Raw genomic sequence first — 15,993 nt, 5'->3', positions numbered from 1 at the left:
ACGATGTTCACGTTGAACGAGGACGAGCGTGCCATCAACGACACTGCTCGTGATTTCGCGGACGAGTTCCTCGCACCGAACGCCGTCGAATGGGATCAGCAGAAGCACTTTCCGGTGGACGTGCTGCGCAAGGCTGCTGCTCTCGGGATGGGCGGCATCTACATTCGTGAAGACGTGGGCGGATCGGGCCTGACCCGCGTCGACTCGGTGCGCATCTTCGAGCAACTCGCCACCGGTGACCCGTCCATCGCGGCCTACATCTCGATCCACAACATGGTCGCCTGGATGATCGACACGTACGGCGACGACGAGCAACGGCAGCGCTGGCTGCCAGGGCTGTGCTCGATGGACCAGCTCGGTAGCTACTGCCTCACCGAACCCGGCGCTGGATCCGATGCGGCAAAGCTCGGTACCAAGGCCGTCCGCGACGGTGACGAGTACGTGCTGGACGGCGTCAAGCAGTTCATCTCCGGCGCAGGCACTTCCGAGGTGTACGTCGTCATGGCCCGCACCGGAGCGCCGGGTCCCCGCGGCATCTCGGCGTTCATCGTGCCGAAGGACACCGCGGGACTGTCGTTCGGAGCGAACGAGAAGAAGATGGGATGGAACGCTCAACCCACCCGCCAGGTGATCTTCGAAGGTGCCCGCGTTCCGGCTGCCAACCTGCTCGGCGGCGAGGGCGACGGATTTCGGATCGCGATGAACGGGCTCAACGGCGGACGCATCAACATCGCCGCGTGCTCGATCGGCGGCGCACAATCCGCTCTCGACAAGGCCGTGTCCTACCTCGCCGACCGCAACGCATTCGGTGCCAGGTTGCTCGACTCGCAGGCCCTGCAGTTTCGACTGGCGGATTTCAAGACCGAGCTCGAAGCTGCGCGAACTCTGCTGTGGCGAGCAGCGGACGGGTTGCAGAACAATGCAGCCGACAAGGTCGAGATGTGTGCGATGGCCAAACGTTTCGGTACCGATACCGGCTTCGAGGTCGCCAACGGGGCGCTGCAGTTGCTCGGCGGATACGGTTATCTCGCCGAGTACGGTGTCGAGAAAATCGTTCGCGACCTTCGGGTCCACCAGATTCTGGAAGGTACCAACGAGATCATGCGCGTGGTCGTAGCTCGCTCCATCGTGGGTGCAGCATGAGCGATGTCCTACTGGAGGTTTCGGGCGGGATCGGTCGCATCACTCTGAACCGCCCCAAAGCCATCAACGCACTCTCGCATGCGATGGTGCAGCAGATAGCTCCGGCGTTGACGCAGTGGGCAACCGACGACAGCGTTGACGTCGTCCTGTTGACCGGAGCCGGCGAGCGAGGATTGTGCGCGGGCGGCGACATAGTCTCGATCTACCACGACGCCAAGGACGGCGGTAGCGGGAGCAAGGACTTCTGGCGCGAGGAGTACGTGCTCAACGCCGCGATCGCCCGCTTTCCCAAGCCCTTCGTCGCGATCATGGACGGCATCGTCATGGGCGGTGGCGTCGGGCTCTCGGCCCACGCGAACACCCGCATCGTGACCGAACGTTCGAAGATCGCGATGCCCGAGGTCGGCATCGGATTCATTCCCGATGTCGGTGGCACCTACCTTCTTTCGCGTGCGCCCGGCGAAACCGGTACCCACTTCGCGCTCACCACGGCGCGGATGAATGCGGCCGACGCCATCGCGGTCGGATTCGCCGATCACTACATTCCGTCGGACAAGCTCGAGGACTTCTACACCGCCCTCGAGACGGTCAGCGTCGGGGAGGCCGTCGACACGTTCAGCGAGTCGGCTCCGGAATCCGCCGTCGCGGCTCAGCAGGAATGGATCGACGAGTGCTACGCCGGTGACGACATTCAGGGCATCGTCGACGCTCTGGCTGCATCGCCGGTGCCGGAGGCGCAGCAGGCGGCGAAGGACATCGCGTCCAAATCGCCGGTGTCTCTTGCGGTGACGCTGCGGTCGCTGCGACGGGCGGCGACGCTGCCCTACCTCGAGGCCGTGCTCGACGAGGAGTACCGCGTGTCGGTCGCCTCGCTGAGCAGTCACGATCTGGTCGAGGGAATTCGGGCGCAGGTCGTCGACAAGGATCGCAATCCCCAGTGGCAGCCGGCCACGTCGGCGGATGTCACTGCCGAGGACGTCGAACGATACTTCGCGCCCCTGGGCGACGCCGAACTCGGTCTGTCGAAAGCACTTACAGAAGGTGAGCAGTCATGAGCGAGAAGACGATCGGATTCATCGGCCTCGGGCACATGGGTGGACCGATGGCCGCCAACCTGGCTGCGGCCGGGTACACGGTGCAGGGCTTCGATCTTGTTCCCGCGGCGCTGGAGCAGGCCACGAAGGACGGCGTCACAGTGGTGGAGTCCGCGGTTGCGGCCGTCGCCGGAGCAGACATCGTGATCACGATGTTGCCGAACGGAAAACTGGTACTCGGGCTGTACGGGGACCTGCTTCCGGCCGCGGCACCGGGGACGTTGTTCATCGATTCGTCGACCATCGACGTCGCCGACGCGCATGCCGCGCACCGGCTGGTGCACGAGGCCGGACACCGTAGCCTCGACGCTCCGGTCTCGGGCGGTGTCGGGGGAGCGGCCGCAGGCACGCTCACGTTCATGGTCGGTGGTTCGGAGGACGATTTCGCCTCCGCCGCTGCCGTTCTCGATGTCATGGGCCGCAAGGTCGTGCACTGTGGACCGGCGGGCAACGGTCAGGCCGCCAAGATCTGCAACAACATGATTCTCGGCGTATCGATGATCGCCATCAGCGAGGCCTTCGTGTTGGGCGAGAAGCTCGGCTTGAGCAATCAGGCGCTCTTCGACGTGGCATCGACTGCGTCCGGCCAATGCTGGGCGTTGACGACCAATTGCCCGGTGCCCGGTCCGGTTCCGACGAGCCCGGCGAACAACGAGTACAGGCCCGGATTCGCGGCGGCCCTCATGGACAAGGATCTGGGTCTGGCTGCGAATGCACTGCGCGACAACGGGGTCGAGGGAGTACTCGGACTTCGGGCAGCCGAGCTCTACGCTCGGTTCAAGGAAACGTCCGGCGGCGGAACCGACGTGGACTTCTCCGGCATCATCAACGACATCCGCGAACGCTCGAACGGAGCTGCTCAGTGACCGACTACGAAACCATCCTGCTCGAACGCCGGGGACGCGTCGGCATCATCACGCTGAACCGTCCGAAAGCATTGAACGCGCTGAACTCTCAGTTGATGCGTGAGGTCGTGTCGGTGGTCGAGGAACTCGATGCAGATTCCGAGATCGGTGCCATTCTGATCACCGGATCCGAACGGGCCTTCGCGGCCGGGGCCGACATCAAGGAAATGCAGCCCAAGTCCTACATGGACGTGTACCTCGACGACTTCTTCGCGGCGTGGGATCGACTGGCCGCGGCGCGGACGCCCCTCATCGCCGCGGTCTCCGGTTATGCACTCGGTGGCGGCTGCGAACTCGCGATGCTGTGCGACGTTCTGATCGCCTCGGACACCGCGGTATTCGGACAACCCGAGATCAAGCTCGGCGTCATTCCGGGAATCGGTGGCTCGCAGCGCCTGACGCGTGCGGTGGGCAAGGCCAAGGCCATGGAGATGTGCCTGACCGGCCGGAACATGAAGGTCGAGGAAGCCGAGCGAGCAGGATTGGTCTCGCGCATCGTGCCGGTCGCGGATCTCCTCGACGACGCCATCGCAACCGCGACCACGATCGCCGAGATGTCGCTACCGGTTGCCATGATGGCGAAGGAAGCAGTGAACCGATCGTTCGAGTCGAGCCTTCGTGAGGGAGTTCTGTTCGAGCGCCGCGTGTTTCATTCGACGTTCGCCACGGAGGATCAGAAGGAAGGCATGTCGGCTTTCATCGAGAAGCGCACGCCCAACTTTCAGCACCGGTAAAGCTGGCCGCTCTTTCGGGTCGTTCCGCGGGCTCCACTCCAACCCCGACCGGTCGTTCCGCGGGCTCCACGCGTGCTTTCGGGTCGTTCCGCGGGCTCCACTCCCGGGGCCGTCCTACCTGTCGGGGGACAGGAGGGCGGCCCCGCGGGCCGAGACCAGCTCGGGCATCGTCGGCACCAGGGTAGTCAGGCCGGTCCGTAGTTCGAGAGACCGCGCTATCGAGGTGATGTTCGCGCCGCCGCCGACCACGACGATGGACTGCGGCCTGGCACCTGACAATTCGATGGTCTGCTCCACCAGCATGCCTGCGTAACGGACGGGTCCCGCGATCAGATCGTCGAAGTCGCGCCGTGTCAGCACATGCCGTGCAGTGCCGGCTGGGTCCGTGGTGCTGACGACGGAATCGATGCTCAGTTGCTCCTTGATGGACCGGCTGGCGTCGATTCCGACGCGAACGCCGTTGGACGAGAGCAGCCGGCGCACCGAGTGATCGAGATCGTCGCCGCAGAACGTGGCAGTGCGCCGCGTCATGAGCGTGCGTGTGGACGCGAGATCGATGACGGTGACCGTGGTCCCGGTACTACCGATGTCGCACAGCACGGTGACGCCGTGATTGGGGACCAGCCCGATGAATCGTAGAAACCTCACTTGCGCAGCGGTTTCCGGAACGAGTGAGGCAGTGCGAGCGGTACCTCGGGTGGCGACCGTGCCGGGATCGGTGGCCACCCGGTAGGCAATGGCGGAGAACTGGACCGGGAGCGACATCATCGCGGCGATGGCATGGATGGCGTCGACGCCGGTGGCGATCGTGGTGGCCAGCGACTGCCCGGGAGCGCGGCGCACCGTCCGCGACACGATGGGTGTGCGATGGGGGCTGTCCAGATACGTCAGAATTGCGCGTGCACCGTGCGCACCCGCTCCGACCCCCAACACCAGCACCCCGCCCCGCCCTTCAGCAGACCGACTCCGACCTGTTCCCGGAGCAATTGGACCACGAACGGTACGGCTGTGCCATTGTCTTGTGACGAGTCACCATCGAACTCAGAACGATGTGGTGATGTCATCACTGTCGAAATCGCCTGCATCCGAACGCAGTTCCGCGAGGATGCGCACCAGCGCCATCAGCTTGTCGCGCGCGAGCCCGGGCTTGGCGAACACCTGGGTGTTCAGGCGCTCGGTGGCTTCGACCGCTAACGTGCGCCCCTGCTCGGTGATTTCGACCAGGGTGGTCCGTCGATCGCTGGGATGGGGAATGCGGCGCACGTAGCCGACCGATTCGAGGCGGTCCACCGCGTTGGTCACACTGGTGGGGTGCACTTGCAGTCGGGCGCTGGCCTTCGCCATCGGTAGCGCGCCGTTCTTGGTGAACGTCAACAACGTCAGCAACTCGTAGCGCGAAAACGTCAGTCCCGTCGGCTTGAGCGCTTCCTCGACCCGGGCCAGCATGATCTGCTGCGCGCGCATCAGCGAGGTGACCGCGGCCATACCGTCGGCGGCATCGGACCACCCGTGCTTGGTCCACTGACGGTGGGCCTCTGCAATGGGGTCGAGGGGAAGCGGCGACGGTGCTGGCATACACACCATCCTCCCACGGTGCCCGGTTCGAGCGTCTACCGAATGACGGTGCGAAGTACCGCGAGTGGTATCCGATCGGTGATCGCTGCTCGAGTCCGCGAAATCTGCTCGCGGGCATCGGCTGTGCGCGCGCTGTCGGTCTCGTCGACGGTCAGGGCGGCGTCCAACAGGCTCAATTGCGCCAGCACGGCGTCGACATCGTCGGTGGAGCGCGCCGCGCGGCCGACCCTCTCGGCGAGACGGATTCCGGCCTGCACCACCATCGGACTGCCGGTTCCGTAGATGCGCACTGCATCGAGCGCATGGTCGATCAAGGTCGAGACGGTCACCCGCCGGACTATCAAGCGCACCTCTCCGTCGGTTCCGCGCCGTCCGCGTGACGGGGCCGGCCGTTGGACCAGGGCAACGAGTCCGACGGAAAGATCGTCGATGGCGTTACGCGCCGTGTAGGGATCATTGACCCCGGTGGACAGCGCCCGGACCGCCATTTCCGTCATCTGCTCGACGGCGAACGCGATGTCGTGGCGCGGCGTCCTGCTGGTACCGATGTCGAAAGAAGAGCGGACTCGGTCGAACGATGCGTCGGAGATGTCGGCCGAGCGGTCGGCGAGAATGTCGACGAGCGGTTCGCCGGAGACGATGTGCTCGCCCGGTACGCGATGAATCTCGATCAGCGTGCCGTTGTCGGTCGCGATGCCCAGCAGTGCGTCCTCGTCGATGTCGATGATCACCCCGGATGTCTCGGCCAGGACTGTCACGTAGACAGGTGGTTTCGAGATGCCGTCGATCGATGCGGCGTCGTCGGGAAGATCGGTCGGGTAGAGAGAGTCGACGGATTCCGACAACTCGTCGCGGACTCTCGCGGACAGGGTGGCCACCTGAATCGACTGCGCGATGTGGTGGATGAAGTAGACGAGCACGCCCACGTCGACGACGGCGAGCGCGACGGCCACGTTGACGGCGATGTCCGGGACGAACACCGAACCATCGGATTCGATCGAACGAATCGACCGCAGCACCATCAGCGAGTACAGGAACGTCGCCCCGAAGATACCCAGAACCACCTGATTCCCGCGGTCCGCCATGAAGTTTCGCACCAGACGGGGGCCGTACGAGGAGCTGGCCGTGGCGAGGACGGAGATGGTGATGGAGAACGAGGTCGCAGCCACCCCCAGCATCGAGCCACCGATCGCCCCGAGGATGTCCCGGCTGCCACTCGCCCCGACGTGATAGAGCAACGAACCCGTCAGGTCCACGCGGGTGTCGAGTAGGTAGCGATCGAGGCTGACGAGCGCCTGCGCCAGTAGGAGTGCGAGAACTCCGAGGACGGCGGGAATGAACCAGAACGACTCCCGCAACCGCGCTATGTGTTCCTTCATGAGCGACAGTCTTCCCGCCCAGGAACGAATCGACACCCGCACGTCGAATCCCGCCGCTCGCTCTGTTCGATCGAGGCCGGCCGACACAGGCCGGTCTCGTTTCGTCTCAAGCGAGCAGAGCAGGCTTTCGTGCCACGGTGACGGCCCAGTCCGCGTCGGCGCGCCAGGGCCGCAGGTCCCAGGTGGAGAACCGATGTTCGACGAAAAATCCGACGGCAGTGAGATCCTCGTGGAGTTCGTCGGCCGTGTATGCCCGGTCGGTGGCGAAGCCGGTGACGAACACTCCGCCGTCGTTCAGATGTGCCCAGATACTTTCCAGCGCAGCACGTTCGGTGCCGGGCTTCAGAAAAACCAACACGTTGCCGGCCGCGACAACCGCGTCGAACGTGCGATTCAACTCGAGCGTGGTCAGATCCGCGAGATGCACGTCGAGTTCGGGGTGACTACGCGCCTTCTCGACCAGAATCGGATCGAGATCCACGGCGGTGACGTGGTGGCCACGTCGCGCCAGTTCGGCACCGAGTCTGCCCGTACCGCAGCCGGCGTCGAGAATGTCCGACGCGGGGGAGACCACCGCGTCGACCATGCGTGCCTCACCGTGCAGATCCACGCCGCGTTCGGCCAGACGATCGAATCGCTCGATGTACCGGGCGGAGTCGTCGGCGGAGTTCTCGGCTTGCCAGCGCGTGGTCATACCGCCAGGGTAGGTCAGCTCGGTTCGTCGAGGGCCGACCGGGCTTCGACCACGCGTGCCCGGGCCGCCTCGAGCGCCTCCGCCGTCGACTCTGCCTGTTCGACGCTTTTTCTCTCCGCGGCCCGCGCTGCCTTCGCTGTGGCTCTCGCGGCCTCCAGCTCGGCTTCGAGTCTCTCGACTTCTGCTGTCGCGCTGCGTCGTTCGGACGCAGCGCGCTCCGTGCCCTGGTCGGCAGCGTCGGCCGCATCACGTGCGGCATCGAATGCGGTTTCGGCAGAGTCGAGTTCGGCGACCAGCCGATCGTGTTCGGCCTGGCGCAGCCGCTGGGCTTCGGAGGTGTCTTCGGCATCCGGCTCTGCAGCGGACTCGGGCGCGTCATCGGTACCGTCCGGTTCGGCTTCCGTCTCGGCATCGGCATCGGCATCGTCGACCGTGTCAGGAACCAGCGAGAGCAGCGCGGGGCCGAAGCCGCTGTATGTTTCGGCCACCACCGTTCGGCCCGCACGAACCCGGTCGCGGATCTCCGGATCTGCCATTGCGGCATTGAGGGTGTTGGAAATCTCGCGCGCCGCGTTGTCGCCGACGGTCACGCCACGTTCGAGACCCAATGCCACGGCTCGATCGGTGAGCGCGCGTATCGAAGCGCTTCGAGCGGTGGACAACTCACGCAGTCGATGACCGTCGCCGCGTTGCTGAGCCCGTTCGAGTTCGGCACCGAGGTCGAACAACTCGGCGACCGCGGATTCGTCCTGACGAGCGAGTGTGTTCACCAACCAGGCCACGACAGTGGGTTTACGGAGTCCGCCGATACGCGTGGCACCGGACTTGTCTCCGGCCTTCTTGAACCGGGTCACATACGCCGATCGGTGCGACACGAAGTCGGCGGGTGGCAGTGAATACAGCTCGTCGATGACGGTGTCGATATCGGGGAGATCCTCGGACATGTGAACAGTCCGTCTCGTTCGAGCAGTCACCTCGGGGAAGTGACATGCGTGAAAGATGTGTGCCCCCGGCAGGATTCGAACCTGCGGCCTTTCGCTCCGGAGGCGAACGCTCTATCCCCTGAGCTACGGGGGCGCACCGGCTTCAGCCAGCGTGCCTGTTGGGCTGTACGAAAGACTAGCGCATGTGCGACGCGAGTCGAAATCACCCCTCGGGCAGCGGCTGCGCACCCTTCGCCGCGAGCATCTGCTTCATCAGAGTCGACTCACTCGTCTGCGTTGCCACCATGGACTTCGCCAGGTTGATCACCGCAGGAGACTGCGCGTGTGTCTGGGCGTATTCCATCATCGCCAGGCCGCCCTCGTGGTGACGCAGCATCAGCTGCAAGAACATGACGTCGACGTCGGTTCCGGTGGCTTGGCGTAGTGCGGCGAGCTCCGTGGAGCTGGCCATGCCGGGCATGGCCCTGGTGGGATCGGAGGATCCCGGTTCCATCGACATGCCGCTCATCGAATGGCCGTGAGAGTCGTCGGCCGTCATCCAGGTCATGTAGCCGTCGGTCGATATCGGCGCGCGGTCCCACAACGCGAGCCAGCCCTGCATCTGGCCCACCTGATTCTGTTGCGAGGTGAGCATGTCGAACGCCAGGCTCTTGACGGCCTGATCGGGCGCGTTGGTCAACGCGACCGCGGCCATTTCGATGGCCTGGTTGTGGTGCACCGTCATGTCCTGGGCAAATCCGACGTCGACAGAATCTGCTGCGGGGGAGTTGTCACCGTTGCGGAACGGATTCTGCGCCAGGAAGCCCAGCGCGAATCCGATCGCCAGTACGGCGATCACGGCCAAAGCGACCAGCGCAGTGCGCTGGCTCCGCTTGGTCTCGGGGACGCCGTCGACCGAGTCGACTGTCGATTCGGTCATCAGCTCGCGGGCACCTGGAGATCGCTGGGCAGCTGTGCTCCGCCGGGCAACTGTGCTCCGCCGGGCAGGCCGCTCGGCATTCCGCCTGCGCCGCTGGTCTCGCTGGCGTCGGGAGTGATGCCTGCGCCGTCCATCGGAACGGCGTCCGCACCCGGGGCCGAAGCGTCGAACAGCGGCGGGTTGTCGGGATCGAACGCGTTGTCACCGACTCCGGGCACGGATGCGCAGCTGGCACCGACCTCCGGGTAGGCGAATCGATTGAGGCGCAGAGCCGAGATGAATTGACCGATGCGCTCGTCGTCGACGCTGTCGAGCTTGAGCTGGTGACCCCAGGACTGCAGCGAGACGGGAGTGTCGAGGCCCGGGTACGGCGACATCATCATCTGCGTTTCCCCGTCGACGCGGTCGGCGAGGGACTGAATCTGGTCTTCGTTCAGGTCGTCGGGGTTGTACGTCACCCAGACCGCTCCGTGTTCGAGGGAGTGCACGGCGTTCTCGGTGCGGATGGCCTCGGGGTAGACGATGCCGGTGCAAGTGGCCCACACCGCATCGTGCGGTCCGCCGAACGGCGGCGTCTGGTCGTAGGCGACGCGTTGCGCGCGCCCGACGTGCAGGGCTGCCGGGTATTCCTTGATGGTGACGCCGTCGATTCCCGTCGACGGATCCTGATTGCTCTCGCTGGGCGCGAATTTCTGTGCCTCGGCGCGGTCCTGGTACTTGGGGTAGAGGTTGACCCCGAGGCCCACGACGAGTCCGACGACCACAACGACACCGGCAACCGTCAGCCAGGGAATCTGTCTGCCCTTGGCGGCGGGGACGCCGCCCTGCTTCTTGCGAGCTGACTTCTTGTTGGCTGCACTGATGGCTTTGTCTGCCTTCGCAGCCGACTTGTTCTGACTGCCTTTGTCGGGACCCGTTGGCATCGCTGTGGTTGCTCTCTCAGTCGAGGAAAAGTGGGTGGTCGGTAGCGCTGGTGGTACGTATCTGCTGGTGACGGCCGTGCTCGACGGTCGTCCGCGCAGAGCGCCCCTACTGTACGTTCTCTGTCTGAGAGCGTGCTCAGAGCCCGTGTGGACCGCATCGGCCAGGTGGCCCCGCGCTCGGACGGGCAGTGGATGCGAGTATGCCGCACACCAGCCAATAGGATGGCTACCTGTGACTCCCGCCGATCTTGCCGAATTGCTTCACGCGACCGCCGCCAAGGTGCTTGCCGACCGCGGCCTGGACGCATCCGTTCTCCCTGCGAAGCTCACGGTCGAGCGTCCCCGCAATCCCGAGCACGGTGACTACGCCACCAACGTGGCGCTGCAGGTGGCGAAGAAGGCCGGAGCCAATCCCCGTGATTTCGCCGGCTGGCTCGCCGAGGCGCTCGCGGCCGACGCCGCGATCGCCAGTGCAGACGTCGCAGGCCCCGGCTTTCTGAACATCAGGCTGGCTGCCGCAGCGCAGGGCGAGATCGTTGCCCGCGTGCTGGCCGCCGGTGCCGAGTTCGGCAACGGATCCTCGATGGCAGGCAAGAAGGTCAACCTCGAGTTCGTCTCGGCCAACCCCACCGGACCGGTGCACCTCGGTGGAACCCGATGGGCTGCCGTCGGTGATGCCCTCGGACGCATCCTGACCGCGCACGGAGCCGAGGTCACTCGCGAGTACTACTTCAACGATCACGGCGCTCAGATCGATCGCTTCAGCCGGTCGCTCATCGCCGCGGCCAAGGGAGAGCCGGCACCGGAGAACGGCTATGCGGGCGAGTACATCGCCGAGATCGCACAGCAGGTGCTGGCGAAGGAGCCCGAAGCGCTGGCGCTGGCACCCGAGGCGCAGGACGAGACCTTCCGGTCGATCGGTACCCAGCTGATGTTCGACCGCATCAAGGCGAACCTGCACGAATTCGGTGTCGATTTCGACGTCTACTTCCATGAGAACTCACTCTTCGAGTCCGGTGCCGTCGAGAAGTCGGTCGACTACCTCAAGGGCTCGGGGAGCCTGTACGAGGAAGACGGTGCGTGGTGGCTTCGGTCCACCGAGTACGGCGACGACAAGGATCGCGTCGTCATCAAGAGCGACGGTAATGCTGCCTACATTGCAGGCGACATCGCGTACTTCCAGAACAAGCGGCAGCGCGGTTTCGACCTGTGCATCTACATGCTCGGAGCAGACCACCACGGTTACATCGGTCGACTCAAGGCCGCCGCCGCTGCATTCGGCGACGACCCCGAGACCGTCGAGGTTCTGATCGGGCAGATGGTCAACCTCGTTCGAGACGGCGTCGCGGTGAAGATGAGCAAGCGGGCAGGCACCGTCATCACGCTCGACGATCTGGTCGAAGCCATCGGCGTCGACGCGTCGCGCTACGTCATGGTCCGGTCGTCCGTCGACTCGAGCATCGACATCGACCTCGCCCTGTGGGCCAGTGCCAGCAACGAGAACCCGGTGTACTACGTCCAGTACGCCCACGCCCGGTTGGCATCGCTCGCGCGCAATGCCGCCGAACTGGGGATCTCGGGCGACGATCCCGATCTGAGCCTGCTGACGCACGAGCAGGAGGGCGAGTTGATCAGGACGATCGGCGAGTACCCGCGGGTGGTGGCCAGTGCCGCCGAACTACGCGAACCACACCGGATCGCCCGCTACCTCGAAGAACTGGCGGGGGCCTACCACCGGTTCTACGGCGCGTGTCGAGTACTTCCCCAAGGAGACGAGGAGCCCGGACCTGTGAACACCGCACGACTGGCATTGGGCAACGCAACCCGGCAGGTTCTGGCCAACGGCCTCGAACTGCTCGGTGTCAGCGCACCGGAGCGCATGTGAGCGCACATCCGGCAGGGCCCAAGCACGCCGATGCCCCAGCCAAGCAGTCGATGTCCGAGCGTCCGAGCGCCGCGTCGGACATGACGACGCTTCCCGAACAGGTGTGGCCACGCAACGCGGCACGCGGCGACGACGGCACGGTTCGGCTCGCTGGGGTGTCGGTCACCGACCTCGCGGCGCAGTACGGCACCCCACTGTTCGTCGTGGACGAGGACGACTTCCGCGCACGCTGCCGCGAGATGGCCGCTGCGTTCGGAGCACCCGAACGAGTTCACTACGCCTCCAAGGCATTTCTGTGTGGAGAGATCGCTCGTTGGGTGGCCGACGAGGGTCTCTCGCTCGACATCTGCTCGGGCGGTGAGCTGGCCATCGCCCTTGCTGCCGGATTCCCGGCGGATCGAATTGCGATGCACGGCAACAACAAATCCGTGGCCGAGCTCGAGGCCGGAGTGAGTGCCGGAGTCGAGCACGTCGTACTCGACTCCAATATCGAGATCGACCGTCTCGACGCCGTGGCCGGTTCGGCCGGTGTGGTGCAGGACGTGCTGATTCGTATCACCGTCGGCGTCGAGGCACACACGCACGAGTTCATCGCGACCGCTCACGAGGATCAGAAGTTCGGCTTCTCGCTCGCCGACGGCTCGGCGATCGAAGCCGTCCGTCGGGTGTTCGCCGCAGACAACCTTCGTCTCGTGGGGCTGCACAGTCACATCGGCTCGCAGATCTTCGAGGTCGACGGTTTCGAGCTGGCTGCGCACAAGGTCATCGGGCTGCTGCGCGACATCGTCGCCGAGTTCGGCGTGGACAAGACCTCGCAGATCTCGACGCTCGATCTCGGTGGCGGCATGGGTATTTCGTACGTACCGAGTGACGATCCGCCGCCCGTCGACCAATTGGCGGCCAAGCTGGCGAGCATCGTCGAGACGGAGTCGGCCGCGGCCGGTTTGCCGGTTCCGACCATTGCCGTCGAGCCGGGTCGGGCCATCGCCGGTCCGGGCACCGTGACGCTCTACGAGGTGGGCACCGTCAAGGACGTCACCGTCGACAACGCCACCCGCAGGCGGTACATCAGTGTCGACGGCGGTATGAGCGACAACATTCGTACGTCGCTGTATCAGGCCGAGTACGACTGCCGCTTGGTCTCGCGTACCAGCGACGCCGACGCCGTGATGGCTCGCGTGGTCGGAAAGCACTGTGAGAGCGGCGATATCGTCATCAAAAACACGTGGATGCCGGCCGACGTCGGGCCCGGTGATCTGCTCGCCGTCGCAGCCACCGGTGCTTACTGCTACTCCATGTCCAGCCGCTACAACCTGCTGACGCGGCCCGCTGTGGTCGCGGTCAAGGACGGGCGTTCGCGCCTGATCCTGCGGCGGGAAACCATCGAAGATTTGCTCAGCTTGGAGGTTCAGCCATGACATCGAAGCCGATAGGCGTCGCCGTACTCGGACTCGGAAACGTCGGTAGCGAGGTCGTCCGGATCCTCACCGAGAATGCAGCGGACTTCGAGGCCAGAATCGGTGCGCCACTGGAGATTCGGGGAATCGCGGTACGTCGGATCGACGGAGATCGCGGAGTACCGGCCGAACTGCTCACCGACGACCCGGCCGAATTGGTCGGTCGCGACGACGTCGACATCGTCGTCGAGGTGCTCGGCGGTATCGACATCCCACGCAAGCTGGTGTTGTCGGCGCTCGAGAACGGCAAGTCCGTCATCACTGCGAACAAGGCCCTGCTCGCCGAATACACCGGAGAGTTGGCCGACGCGGCCGAGAAGTCGCGCGCCGATCTGTATTTCGAGGCAGCTGTCGCCGGAGCCATTCCGGTGGTGCGGCCGTTGATGCAGTCGTTGGCGGGCGACCGCGTCAACAAGGTCGCGGGCATCGTCAACGGCACCACCAACTTCATCCTGTCGGCCATGGACGAGACCGGTGCGGACTACGCCGAAACCCTCGCCGAGGCAGGGCGACTGGGATACGCCGAGGCCGATCCGACCGCCGATGTCGAGGGCTACGACGCCGCGTCCAAGGCGGCCATCCTCGCCTCGATCGCGTTCCACACTCGGGTCACGGCCGGCGACGTCTACCGCGAGGGCATCAGCAAGATCACTGCAGACGACCTCGAGACCGCCAAGTCTCTCGACTGCACCATCAAGTTGCTGGCCATCTGCGAGCGCATCACCACGCCCAAGGGCAAGGAGCGCATCTCGGCCCGGGTCTACCCGGCACTCGTTCCGCTCGATCACCCGTTGGCATCGGTGAACGGCGCGTTCAACGCCGTCGTCGTCGAGGCCGAGGCCGCAGGCCGGTTGATGTTCTACGGCCAGGGTGCGGGCGGCGCGCCGACGGCATCCGCCGTGCTCGGCGACCTGGTGATGGCCGCGCGCAACAAGTTCTACGGAGGCCGCGGCCCACTCGAGTCCAAGTACGCCAAGCTCAAGGTGGCCCCGATGGGTGACATCCTCACCCGGTACTACGTCAGCATGCAGGTGGCCGACAAGCCCGGCGTTCTCGCTACCGTGGCCGCCGAATTCTCCAAGCGCGACGTCAGCATCTCCACCGTGCGCCAGCACGGCGCGGGTGACGGGGCCAGGCTCGTCGTGGTCACTCACCTCGCGGCCGATTCCGCACTGTCCGACACCGTTGCATCCCTCGAGCAGTTGGACGTGGTCGTCCACGTCGCCAGCGTTCTCAGATTGGAAGGCACCACAGTATGAGCGTCCACACCCCCTGGCCCGGTCTGATCGAGGCGTACCGCTCGCGTCTGGCGATCGGTCCCGACTGGAAGACCGTCACCCTGCGCGAGGGCGGCACCCCGCTGCTGCCCGCCGGGCACCTGTCCGAATTGACCGGCTGCACAGTGCACCTGAAGGTCGAGGGACTCAACCCCACCGGCTCGTTCAAGGACCGCGGCATGACCATGGCCGTCACCGACGCGCTCGCCCGTGGGCAAGAAGCAGTGCTGTGCGCGTCCACCGGCAACACCTCGGCGTCCGCTGCGGCCTACGCGGCCAAGGCCGGCATGTCCTGTGCCGTACTGGTTCCGCAGGGCAAGATCGCGATGGGCAAGCTGGCTCAGGCAGTCATGCACGGCGCGAAGATCATTCAGGTCCAGGGCAACTTCGACGACTGCCTCGAACTGGCGCGCAAGACCACGGCCGAGTTCCCGACGATCGGTCTGGTCAACTCCGTCAACCCCGTGCGTATCGAAGGGCAGAAGACCGCGGCGTTCGAGATCTGCGACGCCCTCGGCGATGCACCCGACATCCATGCTCTGCCGGTCGGCAACGCGGGCAACATCACCGCGTACTGGCGCGGGTACTCCGAGTACTTCCGCGACGGCCTCACCACCCGCAAGCCGCGCATGCTCGGCGTGCAGGCCGCGGGTGCCGCTCCTCTGGTTCACGGTGCGCCCGTGAAGGACCCGGAAACGATCGCGACCGCAATCCGGATCGGCTCACCCGCATCCTGGAACGGTGCCGTCAATGCCAAGGAAGAATCGAACGGGGCATTCCGGGCCGCGACCGACGAGGAGATCCTCGAGGCGTACCGGTTGATCGCGAAGACCGAGGGCGTGTTCGTCGAACCGGCCTCCGCGGCCAGCGTCGCCGGACTGTTGGCGGCTCGAAAGGAAGGCTGGCTGGAGCCGGGCCTGACCGTTGTCTGCACGGTGACCGGTAACGGTCTCAAGGATCCCGACACCGCACTGTCGGGAATGCCTGTCGTGGAACCGATTTCGGTCGATCCCGTCGCTGTTGCGGCTGCGCTCGAGCTGGCCTGAGTTGACGGAATCTCCGGC

General features: G+C 65.3%; 15 protein-coding genes and 1 tRNA gene. 8 read left to right on the top strand and 8 right to left on the bottom strand.

Annotation, left to right across the window (positions count from 1 at the left end; genetic code table 11):
* Window positions 1–3: 3 nt before the first annotated feature.
* From CH285_RS24075 to CH285_RS24060, 4 genes are read left to right on the top strand one after another with little or no spacing between them, the layout of a single operon-like run.
* Window positions 4–1,143, top strand: coding sequence for an isobutyryl-CoA dehydrogenase (locus CH285_RS24075; RefSeq protein ID WP_032368784.1), 1,140 nt, complete (start codon window positions 4–6; stop codon window positions 1,141–1,143).
* The gene (locus CH285_RS24070) at window positions 1,140–2,198 is read left to right on the top strand and encodes an enoyl-CoA hydratase/isomerase family protein (RefSeq protein ID WP_032368783.1); all 1,059 of its coding nucleotides are present in this window, start codon (window positions 1,140–1,142) and stop codon (window positions 2,196–2,198) included. Before CH285_RS24075 ends, CH285_RS24070 begins: the two co-directional genes overlap by 4 nt.
* Window positions 2,195–3,103 carry a 3-hydroxyisobutyrate dehydrogenase gene (gene mmsB / locus CH285_RS24065; protein WP_032368782.1) on the top strand — a complete coding sequence of 303 codons (909 nt, stop codon included), beginning with the start codon at window positions 2,195–2,197 and terminating at the stop codon, window positions 3,101–3,103. Before CH285_RS24070 ends, mmsB begins: the two co-directional genes overlap by 4 nt.
* The gene (locus CH285_RS24060) at window positions 3,100–3,876 is read left to right on the top strand and encodes an enoyl-CoA hydratase (RefSeq protein ID WP_027497924.1); all 777 of its coding nucleotides are present in this window, start codon (window positions 3,100–3,102) and stop codon (window positions 3,874–3,876) included. Before mmsB ends, CH285_RS24060 begins: the two co-directional genes overlap by 4 nt.
* Window positions 3,877–3,990: 114 nt before the next feature.
* Here the strand turns inward: CH285_RS24060 and CH285_RS24055 are convergent, their stop codons facing one another.
* From CH285_RS24055 to CH285_RS24020, 8 genes are all read right to left on the bottom strand, one after another.
* Window positions 3,991–4,815: a hypothetical protein gene (locus tag CH285_RS24055; protein WP_094643556.1), complete on the bottom strand. Its 825-nt coding sequence runs from the start codon at window positions 4,813–4,815 to the stop codon at window positions 3,991–3,993.
* A gap of 102 nt (window positions 4,816–4,917) precedes the next feature.
* A complete protein-coding gene (locus CH285_RS24050; RefSeq protein WP_094643555.1) occupies window positions 4,918–5,451 on the bottom strand; it encodes a MarR family winged helix-turn-helix transcriptional regulator in 534 nt (177 codons plus the stop codon).
* Window positions 5,452–5,486: 35 nt separating this feature from the next.
* Complete coding sequence (locus tag CH285_RS24045; RefSeq protein ID WP_141215044.1) at window positions 5,487–6,830, bottom strand: DUF2254 domain-containing protein; 1,344 nt, start codon at window positions 6,828–6,830, stop codon at window positions 5,487–5,489.
* 106 nt (window positions 6,831–6,936) lie between these two features.
* Entirely contained in the window at window positions 6,937–7,524 is a 588-nt protein-coding gene (locus tag CH285_RS24040) for a class I SAM-dependent DNA methyltransferase (RefSeq protein WP_094643553.1), read from the bottom strand.
* 14 nt (window positions 7,525–7,538) lie between these two features.
* Window positions 7,539–8,468 carry a hypothetical protein gene (locus CH285_RS24035; RefSeq protein ID WP_094643552.1) on the bottom strand — a complete coding sequence of 310 codons (930 nt, stop codon included), beginning with the start codon at window positions 8,466–8,468 and terminating at the stop codon, window positions 7,539–7,541.
* Between the two features lie 60 nt (window positions 8,469–8,528).
* A tRNA-Arg gene (locus tag CH285_RS24030) sits at window positions 8,529–8,601 on the bottom strand.
* 69 nt (window positions 8,602–8,670) lie between these two features.
* Entirely contained in the window at window positions 8,671–9,387 is a 717-nt protein-coding gene (locus CH285_RS24025) for a DUF305 domain-containing protein (RefSeq protein WP_094643551.1), read from the bottom strand.
* Window positions 9,387–10,310: a DUF3105 domain-containing protein gene (locus CH285_RS24020; RefSeq protein ID WP_027497918.1), complete on the bottom strand. Its 924-nt coding sequence runs from the start codon at window positions 10,308–10,310 to the stop codon at window positions 9,387–9,389. Before CH285_RS24020 ends, CH285_RS24025 begins: the two co-directional genes overlap by 1 nt.
* Before the next feature lie 232 nt (window positions 10,311–10,542).
* Here CH285_RS24020 and argS point away from each other — a divergent pair, with 232 nt between their 5' ends.
* Genes argS through thrC form a run of 4 tightly spaced genes read left to right on the top strand, consistent with a single transcriptional unit; the run spans window position 10,543 to window position 15,975 of the window.
* Window positions 10,543–12,195 (top strand): arginine--tRNA ligase, encoded by a 1,653-nt coding sequence (argS, locus tag CH285_RS24015; RefSeq protein ID WP_032385058.1) that lies wholly within the window; start codon window positions 10,543–10,545, stop codon window positions 12,193–12,195.
* Window positions 12,192–13,613 (top strand): diaminopimelate decarboxylase, encoded by a 1,422-nt coding sequence (gene lysA / locus CH285_RS24010; protein WP_027497916.1) that lies wholly within the window; start codon window positions 12,192–12,194, stop codon window positions 13,611–13,613. The genes argS and lysA overlap by 4 nt, the downstream gene beginning before the upstream one ends.
* Window positions 13,610–14,911 carry a homoserine dehydrogenase gene (locus CH285_RS24005; protein ID WP_032368776.1) on the top strand — a complete coding sequence of 434 codons (1,302 nt, stop codon included), beginning with the start codon at window positions 13,610–13,612 and terminating at the stop codon, window positions 14,909–14,911. Before lysA ends, CH285_RS24005 begins: the two co-directional genes overlap by 4 nt.
* Window positions 14,908–15,975: a threonine synthase gene (thrC, locus tag CH285_RS24000; protein WP_027497914.1), complete on the top strand. Its 1,068-nt coding sequence runs from the start codon at window positions 14,908–14,910 to the stop codon at window positions 15,973–15,975. Before CH285_RS24005 ends, thrC begins: the two co-directional genes overlap by 4 nt.
* Window positions 15,976–15,993 lie beyond the last annotated feature (18 nt).

The organism is Rhodococcus sp. 05-2256-B1 (assembly GCF_002258465.1).
Taxonomy (GTDB): Bacteria; Actinomycetota; Actinomycetes; order Mycobacteriales; family Mycobacteriaceae; genus Rhodococcoides; species Rhodococcoides fascians.
The sequence above is the reverse complement of the archived record's forward strand: the minus strand, read 5'-3'. Positions and strand labels throughout refer to the sequence as shown.

Bases quoted from the DNA above. Each gene is read 5' to 3' on its own strand.
- CH285_RS24075 (WP_032368784.1), top strand. From the start codon at position 4: ATGTTCACGTTGAACGAGGACGAGCGTGCCATCAACGACACTGCTCGT.
- CH285_RS24025 (WP_094643551.1), bottom strand. From the start codon at position 9,387: ATGACCGAATCGACAGTCGACTCGGTCGACGGCGTCCCCGAGACCAAG.
- CH285_RS24040 (WP_094643553.1), bottom strand. From the start codon at position 7,524: ATGACCACGCGCTGGCAAGCCGAGAACTCCGCCGACGACTCCGCCCGG.
- CH285_RS24050 (WP_094643555.1), bottom strand. From the start codon at position 5,451: ATGCCAGCACCGTCGCCGCTTCCCCTCGACCCCATTGCAGAGGCCCAC.
- CH285_RS24035 (WP_094643552.1), bottom strand. From the start codon at position 8,468: ATGTCCGAGGATCTCCCCGATATCGACACCGTCATCGACGAGCTGTAT.
- CH285_RS24020 (WP_027497918.1), bottom strand. From the start codon at position 10,310: ATGCCAACGGGTCCCGACAAAGGCAGTCAGAACAAGTCGGCTGCGAAG.
- thrC (WP_027497914.1), top strand. From the start codon at position 14,908: ATGAGCGTCCACACCCCCTGGCCCGGTCTGATCGAGGCGTACCGCTCG.
- CH285_RS24070 (WP_032368783.1), top strand. From the start codon at position 1,140: ATGAGCGATGTCCTACTGGAGGTTTCGGGCGGGATCGGTCGCATCACT.
- CH285_RS24045 (WP_141215044.1), bottom strand. From the start codon at position 6,830: ATGAAGGAACACATAGCGCGGTTGCGGGAGTCGTTCTGGTTCATTCCC.
- CH285_RS24005 (WP_032368776.1), top strand. From the start codon at position 13,610: ATGACATCGAAGCCGATAGGCGTCGCCGTACTCGGACTCGGAAACGTC.
- mmsB (WP_032368782.1), top strand. From the start codon at position 2,195: ATGAGCGAGAAGACGATCGGATTCATCGGCCTCGGGCACATGGGTGGA.